This window comes from Bradyrhizobium sp. SRL28, assembly GCF_018596315.1.
Taxonomy (GTDB): Bacteria; Pseudomonadota; Alphaproteobacteria; order Rhizobiales; family Xanthobacteraceae; genus Bradyrhizobium.
The window spans coordinates 547248-562381 of the sequence record NZ_JAHEAG010000001.1; the positions used below are offsets into that span (position 1 = coordinate 547248).

Annotated in this window: 34 protein-coding genes; 33 read left to right on the plus strand and 1 reads right to left on the minus strand. The window is 60.7% G+C overall.

Features of this window, described 5'->3' with window-relative positions; translation table 11 throughout:
* Window positions 1-9 precede the first annotated feature (9 nt).
* A complete protein-coding gene (locus tag KIP88_RS02375) occupies window positions 10-1125 on the minus strand; it encodes a hypothetical protein (protein WP_214486223.1) in 1116 nt (371 codons plus the stop codon).
* A 1274-nt stretch (window positions 1126-2399) separates the two neighbouring features.
* On the opposite strand from KIP88_RS02375, the gene KIP88_RS02380 reads away from it, so the two are divergent.
* From KIP88_RS02380 to KIP88_RS02540, 33 genes are all read left to right on the plus strand, one after another.
* Window positions 2400-2582: a hypothetical protein gene (locus KIP88_RS02380; RefSeq protein ID WP_214486226.1), complete on the plus strand. Its 183-nt coding sequence runs from the start codon at window positions 2400-2402 to the stop codon at window positions 2580-2582.
* 3 nt (window positions 2583-2585) lie between these two features.
* Window positions 2586-2783: a hypothetical protein gene (locus KIP88_RS02385; RefSeq protein ID WP_214486227.1), complete on the plus strand. Its 198-nt coding sequence runs from the start codon at window positions 2586-2588 to the stop codon at window positions 2781-2783.
* Window positions 2784-2806: 23 nt separating this feature from the next.
* A complete protein-coding gene (locus KIP88_RS02390) occupies window positions 2807-3118 on the plus strand; it encodes a helix-hairpin-helix domain-containing protein (RefSeq protein WP_214486228.1) in 312 nt (103 codons plus the stop codon).
* Window positions 3084-3311 carry a hypothetical protein gene (locus KIP88_RS02395; RefSeq protein ID WP_214486229.1) on the plus strand — a complete coding sequence of 76 codons (228 nt, stop codon included), beginning with the start codon at window positions 3084-3086 and terminating at the stop codon, window positions 3309-3311. The genes KIP88_RS02390 and KIP88_RS02395 overlap by 35 nt, the downstream gene beginning before the upstream one ends.
* Complete coding sequence (locus tag KIP88_RS02400; RefSeq protein ID WP_214486230.1) at window positions 3308-3487, plus strand: hypothetical protein; 180 nt, start codon at window positions 3308-3310, stop codon at window positions 3485-3487. The genes KIP88_RS02395 and KIP88_RS02400 overlap by 4 nt, the downstream gene beginning before the upstream one ends.
* Window positions 3487-3741, plus strand: a complete 255-nt coding sequence (locus tag KIP88_RS02405) for a hypothetical protein (protein WP_214486231.1) — start codon at window positions 3487-3489, stop codon at window positions 3739-3741. The genes KIP88_RS02400 and KIP88_RS02405 overlap by 1 nt, the downstream gene beginning before the upstream one ends.
* Complete coding sequence (locus tag KIP88_RS02410; protein WP_214486232.1) at window positions 3738-4451, plus strand: hypothetical protein; 714 nt, start codon at window positions 3738-3740, stop codon at window positions 4449-4451. The genes KIP88_RS02405 and KIP88_RS02410 overlap by 4 nt, the downstream gene beginning before the upstream one ends.
* Before the next feature lie 163 nt (window positions 4452-4614).
* The gene (locus KIP88_RS02415; RefSeq protein WP_214486233.1) at window positions 4615-4860 is read left to right on the plus strand and encodes a hypothetical protein; all 246 of its coding nucleotides are present in this window, start codon (window positions 4615-4617) and stop codon (window positions 4858-4860) included.
* A 1-nt stretch (window position 4861) separates the two neighbouring features.
* Window positions 4862-5074 carry a hypothetical protein gene (locus KIP88_RS02420; protein ID WP_214486234.1) on the plus strand — a complete coding sequence of 71 codons (213 nt, stop codon included), beginning with the start codon at window positions 4862-4864 and terminating at the stop codon, window positions 5072-5074.
* A 58-nt stretch (window positions 5075-5132) separates the two neighbouring features.
* Window positions 5133-6113 (plus strand): hypothetical protein, encoded by a 981-nt coding sequence (locus KIP88_RS02425; RefSeq protein WP_214486235.1) that lies wholly within the window; start codon window positions 5133-5135, stop codon window positions 6111-6113.
* A gap of 86 nt (window positions 6114-6199) precedes the next feature.
* Complete coding sequence (locus tag KIP88_RS02430) at window positions 6200-7210, plus strand: hypothetical protein (protein ID WP_214486236.1); 1011 nt, start codon at window positions 6200-6202, stop codon at window positions 7208-7210.
* Window positions 7207-7434 (plus strand): hypothetical protein, encoded by a 228-nt coding sequence (locus tag KIP88_RS02435; protein ID WP_214486237.1) that lies wholly within the window; start codon window positions 7207-7209, stop codon window positions 7432-7434. The genes KIP88_RS02430 and KIP88_RS02435 overlap by 4 nt, the downstream gene beginning before the upstream one ends.
* A 184-nt stretch (window positions 7435-7618) precedes the next feature.
* Window positions 7619-8137, plus strand: a complete 519-nt coding sequence (locus KIP88_RS02440; RefSeq protein WP_214486238.1) for a GIY-YIG nuclease family protein — start codon at window positions 7619-7621, stop codon at window positions 8135-8137.
* 36 nt (window positions 8138-8173) lie between these two features.
* A complete protein-coding gene (locus KIP88_RS02445) occupies window positions 8174-8368 on the plus strand; it encodes a hypothetical protein (RefSeq protein WP_214486239.1) in 195 nt (64 codons plus the stop codon).
* Entirely contained in the window at window positions 8340-8639 is a 300-nt protein-coding gene (locus KIP88_RS02450; RefSeq protein WP_214486240.1) for a hypothetical protein, read from the plus strand. The genes KIP88_RS02445 and KIP88_RS02450 overlap by 29 nt, the downstream gene beginning before the upstream one ends.
* 4 nt (window positions 8640-8643) lie before the next feature.
* Window positions 8644-8850, plus strand: a complete 207-nt coding sequence (locus KIP88_RS02455) for a hypothetical protein (RefSeq protein WP_214486241.1) — start codon at window positions 8644-8646, stop codon at window positions 8848-8850.
* A complete protein-coding gene (locus tag KIP88_RS02460) occupies window positions 8847-9326 on the plus strand; it encodes a hypothetical protein (protein ID WP_214486242.1) in 480 nt (159 codons plus the stop codon). Before KIP88_RS02455 ends, KIP88_RS02460 begins: the two co-directional genes overlap by 4 nt.
* A complete protein-coding gene (locus KIP88_RS02465; RefSeq protein ID WP_214486243.1) occupies window positions 9323-9568 on the plus strand; it encodes a hypothetical protein in 246 nt (81 codons plus the stop codon). Before KIP88_RS02460 ends, KIP88_RS02465 begins: the two co-directional genes overlap by 4 nt.
* A gap of 117 nt (window positions 9569-9685) precedes the next feature.
* Window positions 9686-10384, plus strand: coding sequence for a hypothetical protein (locus KIP88_RS02470; protein ID WP_214486244.1), 699 nt, complete (start codon window positions 9686-9688; stop codon window positions 10382-10384).
* Window positions 10377-10793 (plus strand): hypothetical protein, encoded by a 417-nt coding sequence (locus tag KIP88_RS02475; RefSeq protein WP_214486245.1) that lies wholly within the window; start codon window positions 10377-10379, stop codon window positions 10791-10793. Before KIP88_RS02470 ends, KIP88_RS02475 begins: the two co-directional genes overlap by 8 nt.
* A gap of 144 nt (window positions 10794-10937) precedes the next feature.
* Window positions 10938-11147: a hypothetical protein gene (locus KIP88_RS02480; protein WP_214486246.1), complete on the plus strand. Its 210-nt coding sequence runs from the start codon at window positions 10938-10940 to the stop codon at window positions 11145-11147.
* 8 nt (window positions 11148-11155) lie between these two features.
* Window positions 11156-11350: a hypothetical protein gene (locus KIP88_RS02485; protein WP_214486247.1), complete on the plus strand. Its 195-nt coding sequence runs from the start codon at window positions 11156-11158 to the stop codon at window positions 11348-11350.
* A complete protein-coding gene (locus KIP88_RS02490; protein WP_214486248.1) occupies window positions 11347-11961 on the plus strand; it encodes a hypothetical protein in 615 nt (204 codons plus the stop codon). The genes KIP88_RS02485 and KIP88_RS02490 overlap by 4 nt, the downstream gene beginning before the upstream one ends.
* The gene (locus tag KIP88_RS02495) at window positions 11933-12364 is read left to right on the plus strand and encodes a hypothetical protein (protein WP_214486249.1); all 432 of its coding nucleotides are present in this window, start codon (window positions 11933-11935) and stop codon (window positions 12362-12364) included. The genes KIP88_RS02490 and KIP88_RS02495 overlap by 29 nt, the downstream gene beginning before the upstream one ends.
* Window positions 12361-12582, plus strand: coding sequence for a hypothetical protein (locus KIP88_RS02500; RefSeq protein ID WP_214486250.1), 222 nt, complete (start codon window positions 12361-12363; stop codon window positions 12580-12582). Before KIP88_RS02495 ends, KIP88_RS02500 begins: the two co-directional genes overlap by 4 nt.
* Window positions 12579-12872, plus strand: coding sequence for a hypothetical protein (locus tag KIP88_RS02505; protein WP_214486251.1), 294 nt, complete (start codon window positions 12579-12581; stop codon window positions 12870-12872). Before KIP88_RS02500 ends, KIP88_RS02505 begins: the two co-directional genes overlap by 4 nt.
* A complete protein-coding gene (locus KIP88_RS02510) occupies window positions 12869-13093 on the plus strand; it encodes a hypothetical protein (protein ID WP_214486252.1) in 225 nt (74 codons plus the stop codon). Before KIP88_RS02505 ends, KIP88_RS02510 begins: the two co-directional genes overlap by 4 nt.
* 103 nt (window positions 13094-13196) lie before the next feature.
* A complete protein-coding gene (locus KIP88_RS02515; RefSeq protein ID WP_214486253.1) occupies window positions 13197-13427 on the plus strand; it encodes a hypothetical protein in 231 nt (76 codons plus the stop codon).
* Complete coding sequence (locus KIP88_RS02520; RefSeq protein WP_214486254.1) at window positions 13424-13792, plus strand: hypothetical protein; 369 nt, start codon at window positions 13424-13426, stop codon at window positions 13790-13792. Before KIP88_RS02515 ends, KIP88_RS02520 begins: the two co-directional genes overlap by 4 nt.
* The gene (locus tag KIP88_RS02525; RefSeq protein WP_214486255.1) at window positions 13792-13962 is read left to right on the plus strand and encodes a hypothetical protein; all 171 of its coding nucleotides are present in this window, start codon (window positions 13792-13794) and stop codon (window positions 13960-13962) included. The genes KIP88_RS02520 and KIP88_RS02525 overlap by 1 nt, the downstream gene beginning before the upstream one ends.
* A complete protein-coding gene (locus KIP88_RS02530; protein WP_214486256.1) occupies window positions 13959-14513 on the plus strand; it encodes a hypothetical protein in 555 nt (184 codons plus the stop codon). The genes KIP88_RS02525 and KIP88_RS02530 overlap by 4 nt, the downstream gene beginning before the upstream one ends.
* Window positions 14510-14719: a hypothetical protein gene (locus tag KIP88_RS02535; protein WP_214486257.1), complete on the plus strand. Its 210-nt coding sequence runs from the start codon at window positions 14510-14512 to the stop codon at window positions 14717-14719. The genes KIP88_RS02530 and KIP88_RS02535 overlap by 4 nt, the downstream gene beginning before the upstream one ends.
* Entirely contained in the window at window positions 14716-15132 is a 417-nt protein-coding gene (locus tag KIP88_RS02540; RefSeq protein ID WP_214486258.1) for a hypothetical protein, read from the plus strand. Before KIP88_RS02535 ends, KIP88_RS02540 begins: the two co-directional genes overlap by 4 nt.
* Window positions 15133-15134 lie beyond the last annotated feature (2 nt).

A 15134-nucleotide genomic window follows, 5' to 3' on the forward strand; every position in this document is an offset into this window, starting at 1 on the left:
TGCAACTCATCAAGGAAAATCCAGCAACCGGGGCGGACCGTAAACTGCGGTCTGCCGCTCCGTCCAGCCATTTGCAGCTGGCAACCGGTCGGCGATGTCGAAACCGCGCAGCATCTCGCATACGCAAACCGACTTGCCGTCGGCACACAGACACAAGCCGTCTCCCGACCTGCCCAATTCAAGTCTCACCGAGCCGCCGATCTGCGTTCCCTCTCCACTGCCGCTTTTCGTCGTCATTGCCCAATAAGTCCGCCGTTCCGGATCCGCTCCACGTCGAGAGATGGAGAAGGTCGGCAGATCGGAAGACCGTGCATCGCCGAAGCGCGGAAAGCGGATCGACAACGCCTTGCCCTTCGCGTTCGGAACGCCGAATAGCACGTTGTCCGCGGCATAACGGACCGCAAGCTTGGGGCAGACGATCTTCTCTAATCCCCACGCGATGCGGGCGGCCTCTTTGGTGAACTCCTGCGTGACGACAATCGCCAGGTAATAGGCGAACAATTGCTTTGCGGGATCGCCCTTCACGGTCACTGTCAACGCAACAACGAACTCCGGATAAACGCCAAAATCGCTATTGCGATAATCCACTCCGACAACCATGAGCGGCGTCCGCCCGCCGCCGGCATCGAACGCCGACAGGATTTCGCGCACGTCTTCGCCAAGCGCATCGTTAGCCGCCTTGATGTCCACGAAAAACATCGCCCATCCCTGCGAGGCGTCCAGAACCCGTGCCGGCATTGCGAACGGTTTGCCGTCCACCTCGAAAATCTCTCCATCCGGTTCAGGCCCGGTGTGCTCGTCACCAATGTAGGGCTCCAGACCCGCATCCGGTCGCCGGGTCAATTCCATCGCCGCCTTTTCGGCAGCCGAGGGCGCTATCGTCGCCAACTCACCCAGGCAATTCACGTAGCCGCTGATCACGCCCCGCAGCAACGCCTCCGGCGGCACGGATGCCATCGCGCCCCGCACTAAACGGTCGACCTCGTATCCCCAATTGCGACTGGCTATTGTCCACCATTGGCCGTACGCCTCCGCGCCAAAACGAAGTGCCACCTCTCCGACGCGCAGCAGGTGGTCGCTACGCGATGGCCGGCGTGACCCTGGGCGAGACAGAATGTGCGGCATGACGAAAACTCCTGGCCTGCGCCGATCGGGCGATTCGTCTGCGGCCGACAGAGCGCGCTAAGCTAGATGTAAATCATGATAATGAAATAGTGGCTGCCATGATGTTACACGGAGGCGGGCCGAACTCAAGTTCGCTTTGCTATCTGAAGGCGAACGGATAACTGCGGCCTCAGTGAAGACTACCTTTGTTGGCAGCCTCCTTGCTCCTTTGGGTCCGTTAGCTAAAAGCCCACAAACACTTGCTGATGCCACGCAAGGTCCGTTTAAGACCGCACACCGCCCGGATCTGCCCTGCCGACTTGTGATGATGATCGGAGATACTCTTGATCCATCATTTGCAAACCCGCGAGGTTCTTCAGCAAGGATGTCGCCGATGCTCCTCAATTTCCGGAGCTGCAAAGTTCTCGTCGTGATCAAATCCAACATCTAGATAGAGCGCGCGGGTCGGTTTGAGTCCGCCCCCGGCGGCGACTATCTCTAGAATCTTTAGCCGACTCCGCCACGGCAATACTCCGTAGCGCCGATACGAAGCTCCGTGGTCGTTGTTGTGTAAAGCGATGTGGTCCCTGATATCGCCGCGCGCGAAACGCATCAGCGGCTCTAGAAATTTTCGTGCGTCACCCTAAAAAGACTTTTTCAACACAATCCGCCAGAAGCGGTCGTTCGATAACCGCTCAATATGCGAATCCCCTGCTTGAGCTGTCTCACCTAGATCGCGCGCAAGCCGGGCTTTGCCCCAAACTTTCGCCTGAGTTATGGAGCGAATTCATCCGCTCGTGCAGACGAGGCGCTACCATTGAGCGCAAGGGATCGCAGAGATCGAAGGAAGGCGAGCAAAATCATAGAAGGTTGGTAGCGAGAGAGCGCTACCAACCCACGCTGCAAGGATTCTTTGTTCTCAAGCTCGGCCACGCGGCTAAGCGCAAGTTAGGTCCCGGCGTTTGCCATCCCAGGCAATTGAGGTCAGCTCTTCGGCGGCAAGTGTGTCTCTCCTGCCCCCGACCATTTGTCGTGCACCCCACTCGGCCTTAGTGGCCCGTCCCATTTCTGAAGGACTGCTCACACTGGTCGTTGAGCCGTACTTTGGTTCTAATCCATCAACGGGCAGCGGAACGACGCCGTTCAGAATGAAGCCCCGAGAAGACGATTTAGGTAAGTAATATCAAATGGCTGGGGCGGGAGGGATCGAACCCTGCTCCATAGCACTGTAACAACATAGCTTTTTCAGTTCGCCTTCACCCGTTTGATTCTTTTGACTCGGGAGGAGGGCCGCCATGTTCATCATCCCCCACGCCGGATTCTTCTACGGCCCGTTCGACACCGCCAACGACGCCGCTGCGTTTGTCGCGGACGTCAAGCTCGCCGGGCCGTGGTCGATTGTGAAGCTGCACAATCCTCTCTCGGCCGAAGAGAAGGCCGACATCCTCGCCCGCTTCAAGCGACAGCATGGGGAGTGACCGATGGCCCGCGAAACAATCAACCGGCCCGACTGTGAGAAGGCGTTCTCGTTTGAGGCGGGCACGTGCGACGACCCCGGCTGCGGCCTGCACATCATCGCGGAGCGCCGCGACGGCACGGCGATCTGCGAGATCATCATCGGCCGCAAATCGATCCACGGCCTGCTCCAGATCATCCACGACGAAGGCCTCGACCTGTAACCACAAAAGCAAAGGAGGAAGACATGACTGACCACGCCCCTACCCTGCTGTCGTCCCTCGCCGAGCGCGCCGCCGCCAAGGGCGAATGGTGGAAGGAAGATGCGCTCGACAAGCCCAACGCACTGGCGCTGCCCGCCCGCGTGCTGGCGATCCTCGCTAACGCAGACATCACCACCGTCGAGCAGCTCAAGGCCGCCGGTCCGGCCAAGCTCCGCGAACTGCCGCACCTCGGCAAGCAGGCGTTCGAACAGATCATCGAGTTGCTGCGCGAGCTGGATCGGCAGAACGGCGGAGGCTCGAATGGTCACGAACGCGGACAAGTTACACTGCGCTGAACGCGAGCTGGCGTTTCGCTTCCGCGTCTACGACCGCCTCGTGGTGCGCGGCAAGATGACGAAGGCCGAGCAGGAACGCGAGCTGCTCCTGATGTCGGCGATCGTCGAGGACTACCGGGCGCTGGCCTCCGCCGACGAGCCAGAGTTCGCGATGTTCATTGAGACCCGGAGGACCGTGGAGCCGCACCGATGACCACCAGACAACTCGCCATTCGCTCGCTGCTCACCGTTGGCCTGCCGTTCATTCTGATCTGGGCCTTCGTCGCCGAGCTGTGGCGCGAATTGAGATCTGCGTTCCGGCACGCATGGCTGGAGGTGCGCGCCAATCTGGAAGCCTATCACCGCGAGATGCAACGGGACGATTACTGATGAGCACAGAGCTGACGGCCAACGAAGAGTTCATGCTGGTCTGGCTGAGCAAGGAAGATTTCAGCCAGTACGGCGAATGCCATGGCGCGACGCTCGACGCGCTGATCGCCAAGGGCCTCGCACAGGTTCACGGCGAGGACACCGAGACCAACAACACTTTCATTGCCAAGGGCCACGGCATCATGTTTCGCGCCGTGTCGCTCACCGACTCCGGACATGCCGTTGTTCTTCTAATCAGGGAGAGAGACTCATGAACCAAACCGCCGCCGTGTACAACCGCTCGATCAACGCTGGCTCGATGCCGGACCGCATCCGCCGTCTGCCGATAAGCCCTCAAGGTTTTCCGGTGCCCTACTTCGTGACGTGGTTCAAGAACGGCGAGCCCTGCGACGACGGCGAAGGCGAGCCCGACTTCCGCGTCATCGAAGCGCGCAAGATGAAGAAGGCGATGGCGCAGCACCTGTGCTGGGTCTGCGGCGGCGTTCTCGGTGTGCATAAATCATTCACGATTGGACCAATGTGTTGCGTCACGCGCACGATTTCAGAACCTCCGAGCCACAGGGACTGTTCTATTTTTTCGGCGACCGCATGTCCGTTCTTGAGCAAGCCGATGTCTCGCCGCAACGAGCGCGGCATCTACGACCTCAACGGCGACATGCTCGGCGGTCTGCAGGAGCCAGCAGGCCACGGACTGAAGCGCAACCCCGGCGCGGTCTGTGTCTGGACCACCAAGACCTATCACCCGTTCAAGCCACCGGGCGGCGGCATGCTGTTCAGTCTTGGCCGTCCGACTGAGGTGCTGTGGTTTGCCGAAGGCCGCAAGGCGACGCGCAGGGAGATCATGGCATCCATCGATTCCGGTTACCCGTTGCTGGAGGAGATCGCGCGCGAGGAAGGTCCCGACGCGATGGCCGCGCTCAAGATCCAGCGCGAGGTGGCGATGGCGCTGGTGCCTGATCGATGACCCCGAGCGAGCGAGGGCAAAAAGTCTGGCGCGAGAATATCGGACGCGGCATGAAGCGGGCCGCCGCACATCGCGCGCTGTTGGAAGACAGCCTGCCCAATCCGTTCATGCCACCCGTCACCAAGAAGAAACCGACGGCAAAGAAAAAGGTGCGGCGACGACCATGACCCCGCAAGAGATTCACAATCGCGACGTCGGCGGCATCGTCAAGGCGATCATCAAGCCGACGCTGGAGGCCGGGCACGACTTCACCAGCGTGCTGGTGATCCTCGAAAGCGTCATCGTCGGCGTGATGTTGTTCGCGGTCAGGATCGGTTATGGCAACGACGAGCGCGTGCTCGACAGACTGATGGAAGGCGTCAAGACCCGGCTGGAGGAGCAGCGGGCCAAGAACGCGAAAAGTAATTGAGATGCGTGCCCCGCCGAATTGCCAGCACCTCGACAATCATCGCGGCTGTCGCGTGCATCGGCCGCACTGGCTGATCGCGGCGCTGTTTCCCAATGCGCGGCCGGGCTGCATCCTCGACCGCGAGATGCCGCCGCGCGATGGCGAATGGACCTGTCCGGACCAGAAGCCGTTCCCGCGTCCGGCCGGTCCGCCGCCAAGCCCGAAAAAAAGTTGACTCTGCCTCTTGCAGCATAGGTCAAAACGGCCTATGTATACGGCGAAGGAGAGTTCCAATGGCCCCGCGTAAAGACATCCACCGCCCCGCCGCAATCGAGCCCGCCGACTATGTGTTCGTCGCGTTCGACTATTTGCCAAGTGATGGCGACCCGCTCGGCGCGGCAATGTTCCTCGCTGAACAGCGCAAGTACAAGCGTGCCCACATGGAGAAATCCGGCGGCTTCTACAGCCAGCACGAGCATGGTGGCCTGTGCCACATCTGCGGCTCGGTGAACGCGATCTATTCGGCGTCGTTTTACCACGCGAAAAGCAACAGCTACATCAAGGCCGGTCTCGACTGCGCCCAGAAGCTGGAATGCGAAGGCATCGACGCGTTCCGCAAGAACGTCAAGAAGGCCAAGGAAGCCGCCGCCGGTAAGCGCAAGGCCGCCGCGATCCTCGCGGAAGCTGGTCTCAGCAAGGCGTGGGAGCTGTATGAGGCCGACGCCGCCGCGCGGAAGGCCCACGCTGCCGCCTACAAGGAATGGCGGGAAGCTGGCAACAGCGACGACGAAGAGGACGGCGCTCCGAAGTTCAAGGAGTACAGCCGCGACGAGCTGATTGTTCAGGACATGGTGTCGAAAGTCGTGAAGTACGGCAACGCGCCCTCCGAGAAGGCGCAGGCCTTCCTGAAGCTCCTGCTCGACCGGATCGAGCGCGCTCCGGAGATCGCCGCCGAGAAGGCCGCCGCCAAGGCGCTGGAGATGGCGAACGCCAAGCCGGTGCCTGCGGTCGAGGGCCGGATGGTGGTCAAGGGCGAAGTGCTCTCGATCCGCGAGCAGGAAGGCTTCTATGGCATCCAGCACAAGATGCTGGTCAAGGCGGCCGATGGCTGGAAGGTCTGGGGTTCCGTCCCCTCCTCCATCTTGGGCGAGGTCGAGCGTGGCTCGGTGGTTGAGTTTAACGCCTCACTCAAGCAGAGCGATAATGACGAATACTTCGGCTTCTTCAGCCGCCCGTCAAAAGCCAAGGTTCTCAAGGCCTTGTTGGCGGCCTGAAAATAAGTTGGGAAACCGCGATATGGTCCCTTGTCATAGGTCAAAACGGCCTATATAAAGGTGAGGTCGGAAGGAAAGGAAAGAACGTGGACTTCGCCAAGATCAGCCCCCACCTCTCGGAACGCCGCCCCGGTCAGTTTGAACGGTCGGTCGGCGAGCTGCAGGCCGCCGTTGCCGCTGGCATGGTGCCGAACAAGATGTTCGTCGATGTGAAAGACAGTATCAATCGCGCCATCGAGCAGGCCGCCAAATCGTTCCTCGATTCCGGCCCGCACATCAAGGGTCGCAACGGCGAGGCCCACCATCAGAGCGATTGGTGGCTGAACGCCTACGATGCCGACGCCTTCGTGAGCGGCGCGCACAACCTTCCCGCCGCCCTGAAGCGCGCCCAGAAGCACGGTGGCCTGTCCGCCTATGCCGAGTTCATCTCGGCCCTGATGCCGCTGCGCGAAATGCTGGAGAACGCCAAGCCGCTGATCAAGAAGCGCAACGAATTGCCGAAGGTTCGTTCGGCCGCCCAGATCGCTGACGACAGCAAGCGGATGCACTGCCAGTGTTGCGGTCGCGCGATCTTGGCGAATCAAGGCTCGATTGCCCACCACGGCTACGAGCGGCCGGAAGCCTACTACCAGACGGCCTCGTGCATGGGCGCGAAGCGGTTGCCGTTCGAAGTTGACCGTTCCGCCCTCGGTGAGATGATCAGTTACATGCGTGATCGTCTGGCCCGGAACGAAAAGCATCGCGCCGCGATCAAGAGCGAAAAGCTCCCCATCGTGTTCGACTACGAGAGCCAGTTGATCGGCCCCTCGCAGTTTCAACAGTTCGGTCGCTGGGTTAAGTGGCCCGTCGTGAAGCGTTCGTTCAACGTTTCAAGAGAGAGCTTTGAAGAATTCAAAAAGGGACCGGGAAGCAATTCGAGCTACGGGCAGGACTACGAAGCCTACAAGGCGCGTCACATCGAATACCTGTCCGACGCGATCAAGAACCTGAAGCGCCACATCGCGGAAGAGCAGGCGCGCTACGACGGTTGGAAGCAGTCACACGAATGGAAGGGCGACGAATGGGTCGCTCTCAAGAAGGAGAAGGCGAAAGCATGAAGCAGTATCGTTTAGGCTCGGCCGAGTTCGTCTCGGCCCCCGGCTTGGTTCGCTGGGCGATCAACGGAGCGGCGTTCGAAGACGATCGCCCGGCCATGATCAACGTGGTCGCGTCTACGTGGAACGTGCCGCCGGAAGCTGCGAAGGCGCTGCTGTTGCAGCAAGTGCCGTACAGCGTCGAAGGGGAGACGGTCGTCTTCGCCTTCGGGAAGGAGGCCTCGTGAGCCATCGCATTATGCCCTGCCCCTGCGGAAGCGGGCTCGACAGCTACTGGCAGAACGACGCACGAGGCATCCCTCTGTGCCGTACCTGTCACAAGTGCCACAAGGCGAAGATGAAGACGTACCGTCCGGACGTCCTCACGGACTCTAACTACTGGGCTGACGAAGCCATCGAGGAGGACTGATTTTGAATGCTCTAGAACATCTGACGTTTATTCTAAGTCGGCGCATCGAAGAAACCGGCGGCAGCGAAGAGCTGTTATCGATGGTCCGCGAGCTGCTCTCGGCGGCCATCGCGTTGCCCGAAGAAGAAGGAAACAGCGAGCCATTGCTGGCGCTGAACGTCGATTGGACGCAGCGCTATTTGCCGCCCGTCGTGGATTATCCGGCGCTGTACGTCATTCTCGCGGGCAACACGGGTTACCACAAGATCGGCAAATCGAATGTCCCGCCCAATCGCGTGAGAGACCTGCAGACCGGAAATCACGAGCAACTGGTGATCGTCCATATTGAACATGGCGAAGATGAAGGAGAGGCTGAGAGACTGGAGGGGAGAGTGCATGACATTCTGGACCAGTATCGCTCTCCATTTAGTCGAGAGTGGTTCAATGTCACGCTCGATCAAGCCAAGGCGGCAATCGCACAAGCCAGAACTGAAGAGGTGCAGGCGCTGTACGGTGCTCTCTACGTCGCGCCAAGCGTCTGAAGAGCATTTCTCGAAACACTTTTAGAAGGAGACAAAGTGACTAACGACAGACTTCAACTGCTCGCAGCATGGGTTCGCCGCGAGCGCCGAGAAAGGACGGATGTAAACGAAGTGATCGAATACGCCAACGACATCGGCATCACCATGGACGCGCACGACGCCATCGACCTGTTTCACTACATCAACAACGGAGAAGACCAACATGAGCGACATTACGAACCAGCATCTTGAAGCGGCGATCATCGACCAAAAGGTCGCTGGCGAGTTTGCGGGCAAGACCTACGCCTTCGTCGCCGTCATCAACGACGGCCAGTACAAGCTCGGTGTCGCCGTCGCCAACGAACAGGGCTACAGCGCGATCTACGGGAAGACGTTCGACGGCCACGACGAGGCCAAGCAATGGGCAGACGGATTGAACGCGCACATCGGCCTGTCAAAGGACGCGGCGCTCGACATCGTCGGCTCGTCCATGTTCGGGCGTGGGAAGCGCGTCGGAGGATAAACCAATGACCAAGAAGCCGAAGCCAATGTCGGAGAAGCAATTCAAGGCCGCGCTCAAACGGCTCGGCCTGACCGTCGCGAGCCAGCAAACCTCTCGGCTGCTTGGCGTGGGCATCCGTCATAACATGCGGATCGCCAAGGGCGAGAAGCCGGTCCCTCGGCCGATTGAGTTACTCCTGAAGATGTACCTCCAGCACGGGGTCGGTGAATGATCGCCCTGAAGGCTCTGATCGAGTTCGCCTCGACGCAGGCGGGGAAGCTCTTCCGCAGGCAAGGCATCCTCTATCCGCTGTATCACTGCATCAGGGCAGACGGCGAGACGACGATTCTGAATCAGTTCGATCAGGACAAGGATTTGAGCGTCGCCATGACGAAGGCGTGGATGCATCTCAACGACATCGACACCTACGTTTTCATGGACGAGGCGTGGATTCTGGACACCACAAAAAGCGGCAGCCCGGAGCCGGATCTGGAGTGGATCAAGCGTCACGGCGTGAGCAAGCATCCAGACCGCCGCGAGGTCGTGATGTTCTCGGCCGAGAACCTGCGCGGCGAGCGGTTGACGGCGAAGCGCTTCATTCTGCGCCCGGAGATCGGCAAGCCGACGCTGGCCCCGCTCGTGATCGACGAGCCCTTCGAACACTCTGAAGGCCGAATGGTCGGCCTGCTCAACTGGGAGAAAAAATGAAGATCCTGTTAACCCTGCTCACGCTCGCCGCCCTCTCGTGCGACGCCTCGGCGCAGTCGCGTCAATACTACGATAGTTCAGGCAGGAGCGTCGGCCGCTCTTCGACCGACAGCCAAGGCACGACGACGTTCTACGACGCGGGCGGACGAGTCACCGGCAGAGAATCCAAAAGTGGCAATACGACGACGATCTACGACGCAGCCGGGAGGAATGTCGGAAGAGCGACCAACGGGGCACGTTGAGTATGCCGAAAGTGCCAAACGTGACAAAAGGTCGGGACGACTGGCGAATTCTTCTTGAGGTACAACCAAAGCTGGCTTTAGGTTAGCGGCGTTCGTCAGGCAAAGGAAGGGACAACCATGCCGAAGACTTTCGGAATTCATTTAGAGATTGAGGAGATCGCGCTCGGCACCGTGCTGCGCAAGCTCAATGAAATGCCGGGAATCGCGAAGATCGATTTGAACCTCGGTCACGGAGGAACGGGCGCGGGCAAGGAGAAGCTCGTCCAGCAAGCCTCGCAGATGCGCGAAAAGATGCGCGGCGAGAATGCCGAGCAGGCCGTCGTCAAGCTCTTGGTGGAAAAGCAGGGGCAGATGCACATCAAAGAGATCGCATCAGCGCTCGGCTGGGAGAAGCAGAAAGCCTATGGTGCGACGCACCAACTGCGCAAGAAGGGTATCACGGAAGCTGGCGAAGGCAGTGGGACGCATCGACTGACGCGGAAGGCTGCGCAACACATTCATGGCGGCAAGGCCGTCGCCGCGAAGGCTCCCGCTGACACCCCCGCGCTTCCCGCACCTCAAGTCGCGCATGGCCCGAAAGGACGCGCCGTCCCCGGATCTGGCAACATCATTCTTCGCAACATCCTTGGCGAAGGAGCGAAGACGCCTGCTGAAGTGCGCTCGCTCGCCGCCGCGCAAGGAATGTCTCCGAAGAGCGTCTCTGGCGTGCTTGATCGCGCACGGAAGGGAGGCCTCATCAAGAGGAACGGCAACAACGGCTACGAGCTGACCGCGAAGGGGCAGAAGATCGAGACGGGAGTAGCGGCGCATGGCTAACTTCCGCATGTATCGAACCTATCGCTGGCTGCCGAAAGAGAAAAACCCCGTTCTCGGCAAATTGCAAACCATCGCGCAGGACGAAGGCGTCTTCAAAGACTTGAAAGCGCTTCACGAAATTTCCGGTGTCTCGGCGTCAACTTTTCACGGATGGTGGCACGGAGACACAGTGAATCCGCAGCACGGCACCATCATGGCTTTCCTGACCTCGCTTGGCTACGAGGAGCGATTTGAAAAGACGAAAGACATCGACATCGAAAAGGAACGCAAGTCTGGCAAGGCGTGGCTGGAAGCACGCGCAGAGGAGCGCGAGAAAGAAGCGCCTCGCGCGAAGCGAAAGAAGAAGGCCAACGGCCACGCCGCTCCGAGCATGAAGCGAAAATACGTCGGAGAGAAGCGCGAGGCCTGATTTCGAACTGCTCCAGCGCTGCCACGGCTGTCTACCGTGGGAGAGGTGTGACAACAACCAACTGGAGGGTCCGGCGGAGAGTGTAGTTGTCCCTCTCGCGGCCGGGCATTTTTCGGAGGAGTTGATATGGGATACGTGACAGCAATGAGCCCGTGCATTGGATGCGGGACCGTCTTCAGCTACAACCCGATGCTGGTGCCGTCGTGCAGCGCAGTGACCGGGAAGCGCGAACCGATCTGCGCCGACTGCGTTGAACGGGTCAATCCGATGCGGATCAAGAACGGGCTGGAGCCGATTGTGCCCCACCCCGACGCCTACGAGCCGTGTGACGAGAGCGTGCTATCGAATGACTGAGGCCCCGCATGACGACGTGGCGCGATGGTGTTGAATTGATCCGCGCATGGGCTCGCGCGGGCGGCAACGTGATCGATCCCGGCGACGCCAGATGCATCGGTGCCTTCTATGACGCATTCACGCTTCATTGCGGCAGAGACGGCGGCAGGATGGACGACGAGATGCCTGCGGAAGTGGTCGAACAGCTCAAGAGAATCCAATGACTGACCACGGCCCATGGGAGACTGAGCCCGACAGCCTCGACTTCGAAGCCGAAGGCCTACCGTGCGCGATGCGGCGCGGCGGGTTCGGCTGTTGGTGTGGCTACGTCGGCATCGGCCCGGAACATCCGCTGTATGGCCTGCCGACCAACCATCCGCTGGCGCTGCCGCCGTCGTGGTTCGATGGCCGCAAGGTCGATGACGGCATGGGGCCGATGGATATGTTTATCCACATCCTCAGCGGCGCGAAGTCGATAGACGACGCCTGCCCGATCAGCCTCGCCTTCCATGTTCATGGTGGCTGCAACTGGGCGGAAGACCACGTCCCCGGCAGCGAGCCGGATGGTCGCTGGTGGTTCGGCTTCGACTGCGGCCATGCGGGCGACTACATGCCCGGCCGCAAGATCCCGGACGAGCTGATCAGCCAGATGATCGACTCGCTGCCGGAAGAGGCGCGCGAGACCATGCGCAGGATCGCTGGCAAGCCCGGCCAGTATCGCGACCAGCAGTATGTCGTCAGCGAGTGCCAGTCGCTCGCGGCCCAACTGAATGCCATCGTCAAGGTGCTCGCGAGGGAGAATGTTAATGGCGGTACTGATCATCGGCGAGACTGAGCGCGAACGCATCGCGGAGCTGGTCGCCTATGCCAAGGCGCACCCGTTGACGTTTGACAAGATGCGGGAGGCCATCGTGGACGAGCGGCCACTGGTGAGGCTGAAGGATCGCCAGCCCGGCCACGAGCGCCCGCCGTCGCAGCATGTCGAGTTTCCCGGCGGCTACCGCGCAGCATTCTCCATCGAGGCGCAACCGGCCGGGTTCTGCACCCACCTCTCGATCAGCGTCTTCGGCCGCCACAAGAAGGGCATGATGCCGTCCGCTGAAGCGGTCGCGATGATCGCGGAGGAGTTCGGTGTTCCCTTCCCGCCCGACAAGGGCTGGACGGAGGAGTTCGACCCCGGCGAGTACGCCGTCAATCTGCTTTCGCTCTACGCGCCAGCGCAGGAAGGTCACGCATGACGACACTGAAGCCTGATATTCACAGCGCGACCGGGCGAGCGATGGTCGAGATCTATAACGACGACGGCAAGATGGTCGGCTGCATCTATTCGACCGACAACGGCTCCAACAGCATCCACGTCGTCAGCAATTATTTTGCCGATGACGAGCCCATCAAACCCAGCATCGGCATGCTGCCAGTCCCCGGCTATCTCGTGCGGTTCAAGGCAAAAGAATGATCAGCAAGGTCCCCGAAGAGAACGTCTTCCCCGATGACGAGAGCTGCCCCGACTGCAAGGGCACCATCTGGCGGTCCGGCCCGAAAGGCGGCGTCAGCCAGAACATTGAATGCGTCGGCTGCGGCGCTCGCTTCAACATCGCACGGTGGTCGCGAGAGTGGGACCAGCGCTTCGGTTATGAGACCATCAAGGACGGCAAGATGCCGATTGTCTGGGCGCAGCGGATTCCGTCCGAGAAGGAAGGCGGCGGCGTCTGGCGCGAGGATATGTTTCCGAAGGTGCTCGAATGAAATACGCCAAGGGCGACAACATCGAGGTGACGTGCGAGGGCCGGACGGCTGATGGCGTCGTGATCATGGCGTCGGAGAACGGCCTGTCGCTAATGATCGGCTTCGACGCAATGTTCGGCGGTCATCTCGGCATGATGCCGGTGACGATGCGCGACGGCGTCAGCGGCTACTCTATTATCGACGGCACCGAGATCGTCCTCAAGAAGGTCGCACGGCAATGAACGCGCCCCTGATCGTGGTCGTGCTGGTTGCGCTCGTGCTGCTGTGGCCCGCGAAGTACGACCCGGCGATCCGGTTCAAGGAATGGCTCAACAGGGACAGGCAATGAACGTCACGATTTTCACACGCGCCAGCGTCCCGGAGAGCCTGCAGCAGAAATGGCTGCAGCATCTGCGCGACTTCGACACCGCCAATCCCGGCTGCCATTTCGATGTCGGCATCGATGGACCAGAAGAGCCGTTCGCCGACATGCTGAAGCGCCTCCACGTCGAGCCCGGCCTGACCTTCACCAAGATGTACGAGCGCGCGAAGTGGGAACCGGGAGACGAGCTATGAACAGGCACGACCGGCGCAAGGAGCGGCGCGACAACGACAACCCCTATGACAGCGCCGACTTTAAGCGCTGGGCCGACACCATGCGGAAGCGACTGATCCCGAAGATGAGGGACTCGGCCAGCGTGCTGATGATCGCGCCCGATATGAGCACCGACTTCGACATCGAGTTCGCGCTGCAAATCGGCGCGTCGATCCTGCTCGAAAAGCCCCTGATCCTGCTGGTGCATCAGGGGCGCAACATTCCGCCGAAGCTGCGGGCGATTGCAGACCGCATCATCGAGACCAACCTCGACGACCTGACCATGGACTCGGCCGACATCCAGTTGCAACTCACGCAAGCGTTTAACGATTTCGGGAAACAATGATGACCGCTCTTGATGACGCGAACGACCTTGATGCCCTCGTGGAAATCGTTGACTTGCTCTGCGATGTACTGAGCAGCGATCAGACCTTGCACAAAGACACGCGCCTGCACGTCGCCAGCATCGCCGAGCGAGCGAAAGCGCTCTATCGCAAGAGAGTGGACGACGAATGATGCGCCAATGCGGTGATTGCCAGCTCTGTTGTCGCCTGCTGCCGGTGCCGCCGCTCGGCAAGAAGGGCGGCGAGCGCTGCAAGCATCAGAAGTTCGGCAAGGGCTGCGCGGTCTACCACAAGCCCGGCATGCCGCCGGAATGCGCGATCTGGAATTGCCGCTGGCTGGTCAACGACGACACCGATGATCTGTCGCGGCCGGACCGCTCGCACTATGTCATCGACATCATGCCGGACTTCATCACCGTCAACCACGACGAGACCGGCGAGAAGCAGAACATCCAAGTCGTGCAGATCTGGATCGACCCGAAGCACCCGGACGCCCACCGCGATCCCGGCTTAAGGCGCTTCATGTTCAGGCGCGCAGAGGAAGGCAAGGCCGCGATCGTGCGCTACAATGCGAAAGAGGCCATCGTGATCTTCGCGCCGCCGTTCGACATCAACGGCCAGTGGCACGAGATCACCAGCGGCATGCAGTCGGTCAAGACGCACACGCTGGACGAGATGATGGCGGCGCTTGGGGGCGAAGCAAGGATGGTGATTGAGCCATGACAGCAGCACTGACACGCAAGCAGCTCGACGCCGCCGGATGCGAGATACCGGACTGCGGCCACGACCACAGTGTGATCTTCCTCCATGCGGTCTGTCACCCCAGCGCTGGCACACGCGTCAGCTACGACAAGCCCACCGGGCTACTGACCGTCAAGTGCAGGCGATGCGAGAAGCTGGTGGCGCAAGTGAAGGTGGCGGACCAATGAGCAAGACCTATCGCGCGATCCTGATCGACCCGGAAGCGCGCAGCATCACCGATCTGGAGAGCGACTGCTCGCTCGACAGCATCCACAAACTGATCGGCGCGGAGACGCTCGACAGCTTCGGCCTCGCCGTCTATGGCGACGGCGGTCGCGACATGGGCTGGGTCGATGACAATGGCCTGAATGGCGAAAAGCCGGTGCATGCCTTCCTGCTCCCGACTGCTAAGGACCCGATCCCCGGACGCTGCGTGATCATCGGTGCGGACGCTCGTGGCGAGACGTGCAAGGCCCGGCTGCCGCTCGTCATCCTCAAGCAGGACGTGACGTGGCTCGGCAGGATTCTGCCAGAGGTGACGTGGGATCACACCGCGCACGGCTCGCGCGCCATCGTCACCTATTCGCGGATGAAGACATGACG

Bases quoted from the DNA above. Each gene is read 5' to 3' on its own strand.
- KIP88_RS02540 (WP_214486258.1), top strand. From the start codon at position 14,716: ATGAGCAAGACCTATCGCGCGATCCTGATCGACCCGGAAGCGCGCAGC.
- KIP88_RS02420 (WP_214486234.1), top strand. From the start codon at position 4,862: ATGCGTGCCCCGCCGAATTGCCAGCACCTCGACAATCATCGCGGCTGT.
- KIP88_RS02435 (WP_214486237.1), top strand. From the start codon at position 7,207: ATGAAGCAGTATCGTTTAGGCTCGGCCGAGTTCGTCTCGGCCCCCGGC.
- KIP88_RS02380 (WP_214486226.1), top strand. From the start codon at position 2,400: ATGTTCATCATCCCCCACGCCGGATTCTTCTACGGCCCGTTCGACACC.
- KIP88_RS02455 (WP_214486241.1), top strand. From the start codon at position 8,644: ATGACCAAGAAGCCGAAGCCAATGTCGGAGAAGCAATTCAAGGCCGCG.
- KIP88_RS02495 (WP_214486249.1), top strand. From the start codon at position 11,933: ATGGCGGTACTGATCATCGGCGAGACTGAGCGCGAACGCATCGCGGAG.
- KIP88_RS02415 (WP_214486233.1), top strand. From the start codon at position 4,615: ATGACCCCGCAAGAGATTCACAATCGCGACGTCGGCGGCATCGTCAAG.
- KIP88_RS02535 (WP_214486257.1), top strand. From the start codon at position 14,510: ATGACAGCAGCACTGACACGCAAGCAGCTCGACGCCGCCGGATGCGAG.
- KIP88_RS02405 (WP_214486231.1), top strand. From the start codon at position 3,487: ATGAGCACAGAGCTGACGGCCAACGAAGAGTTCATGCTGGTCTGGCTG.
- KIP88_RS02450 (WP_214486240.1), top strand. From the start codon at position 8,340: ATGAGCGACATTACGAACCAGCATCTTGAAGCGGCGATCATCGACCAA.
- KIP88_RS02460 (WP_214486242.1), top strand. From the start codon at position 8,847: ATGATCGCCCTGAAGGCTCTGATCGAGTTCGCCTCGACGCAGGCGGGG.
- KIP88_RS02465 (WP_214486243.1), top strand. From the start codon at position 9,323: ATGAAGATCCTGTTAACCCTGCTCACGCTCGCCGCCCTCTCGTGCGAC.
- KIP88_RS02385 (WP_214486227.1), top strand. From the start codon at position 2,586: ATGGCCCGCGAAACAATCAACCGGCCCGACTGTGAGAAGGCGTTCTCG.
- KIP88_RS02375 (WP_214486223.1), bottom strand. From the start codon at position 1,125: ATGCCGCACATTCTGTCTCGCCCAGGGTCACGCCGGCCATCGCGTAGC.
- KIP88_RS02480 (WP_214486246.1), top strand. From the start codon at position 10,938: ATGAGCCCGTGCATTGGATGCGGGACCGTCTTCAGCTACAACCCGATG.
- KIP88_RS02510 (WP_214486252.1), top strand. From the start codon at position 12,869: ATGAAATACGCCAAGGGCGACAACATCGAGGTGACGTGCGAGGGCCGG.
- KIP88_RS02395 (WP_214486229.1), top strand. From the start codon at position 3,084: ATGGTCACGAACGCGGACAAGTTACACTGCGCTGAACGCGAGCTGGCG.
- KIP88_RS02425 (WP_214486235.1), top strand. From the start codon at position 5,133: ATGGCCCCGCGTAAAGACATCCACCGCCCCGCCGCAATCGAGCCCGCC.
- KIP88_RS02390 (WP_214486228.1), top strand. From the start codon at position 2,807: ATGACTGACCACGCCCCTACCCTGCTGTCGTCCCTCGCCGAGCGCGCC.
- KIP88_RS02490 (WP_214486248.1), top strand. From the start codon at position 11,347: ATGACTGACCACGGCCCATGGGAGACTGAGCCCGACAGCCTCGACTTC.
- KIP88_RS02505 (WP_214486251.1), top strand. From the start codon at position 12,579: ATGATCAGCAAGGTCCCCGAAGAGAACGTCTTCCCCGATGACGAGAGC.
- KIP88_RS02400 (WP_214486230.1), top strand. From the start codon at position 3,308: ATGACCACCAGACAACTCGCCATTCGCTCGCTGCTCACCGTTGGCCTG.
- KIP88_RS02500 (WP_214486250.1), top strand. From the start codon at position 12,361: ATGACGACACTGAAGCCTGATATTCACAGCGCGACCGGGCGAGCGATG.
- KIP88_RS02475 (WP_214486245.1), top strand. From the start codon at position 10,377: ATGGCTAACTTCCGCATGTATCGAACCTATCGCTGGCTGCCGAAAGAG.
- KIP88_RS02485 (WP_214486247.1), top strand. From the start codon at position 11,156: ATGACGACGTGGCGCGATGGTGTTGAATTGATCCGCGCATGGGCTCGC.
- KIP88_RS02525 (WP_214486255.1), top strand. From the start codon at position 13,792: ATGACCGCTCTTGATGACGCGAACGACCTTGATGCCCTCGTGGAAATC.
- KIP88_RS02530 (WP_214486256.1), top strand. From the start codon at position 13,959: ATGATGCGCCAATGCGGTGATTGCCAGCTCTGTTGTCGCCTGCTGCCG.
- KIP88_RS02410 (WP_214486232.1), top strand. From the start codon at position 3,738: ATGAACCAAACCGCCGCCGTGTACAACCGCTCGATCAACGCTGGCTCG.
- KIP88_RS02470 (WP_214486244.1), top strand. From the start codon at position 9,686: ATGCCGAAGACTTTCGGAATTCATTTAGAGATTGAGGAGATCGCGCTC.
- KIP88_RS02520 (WP_214486254.1), top strand. From the start codon at position 13,424: ATGAACAGGCACGACCGGCGCAAGGAGCGGCGCGACAACGACAACCCC.
- KIP88_RS02515 (WP_214486253.1), top strand. From the start codon at position 13,197: ATGAACGTCACGATTTTCACACGCGCCAGCGTCCCGGAGAGCCTGCAG.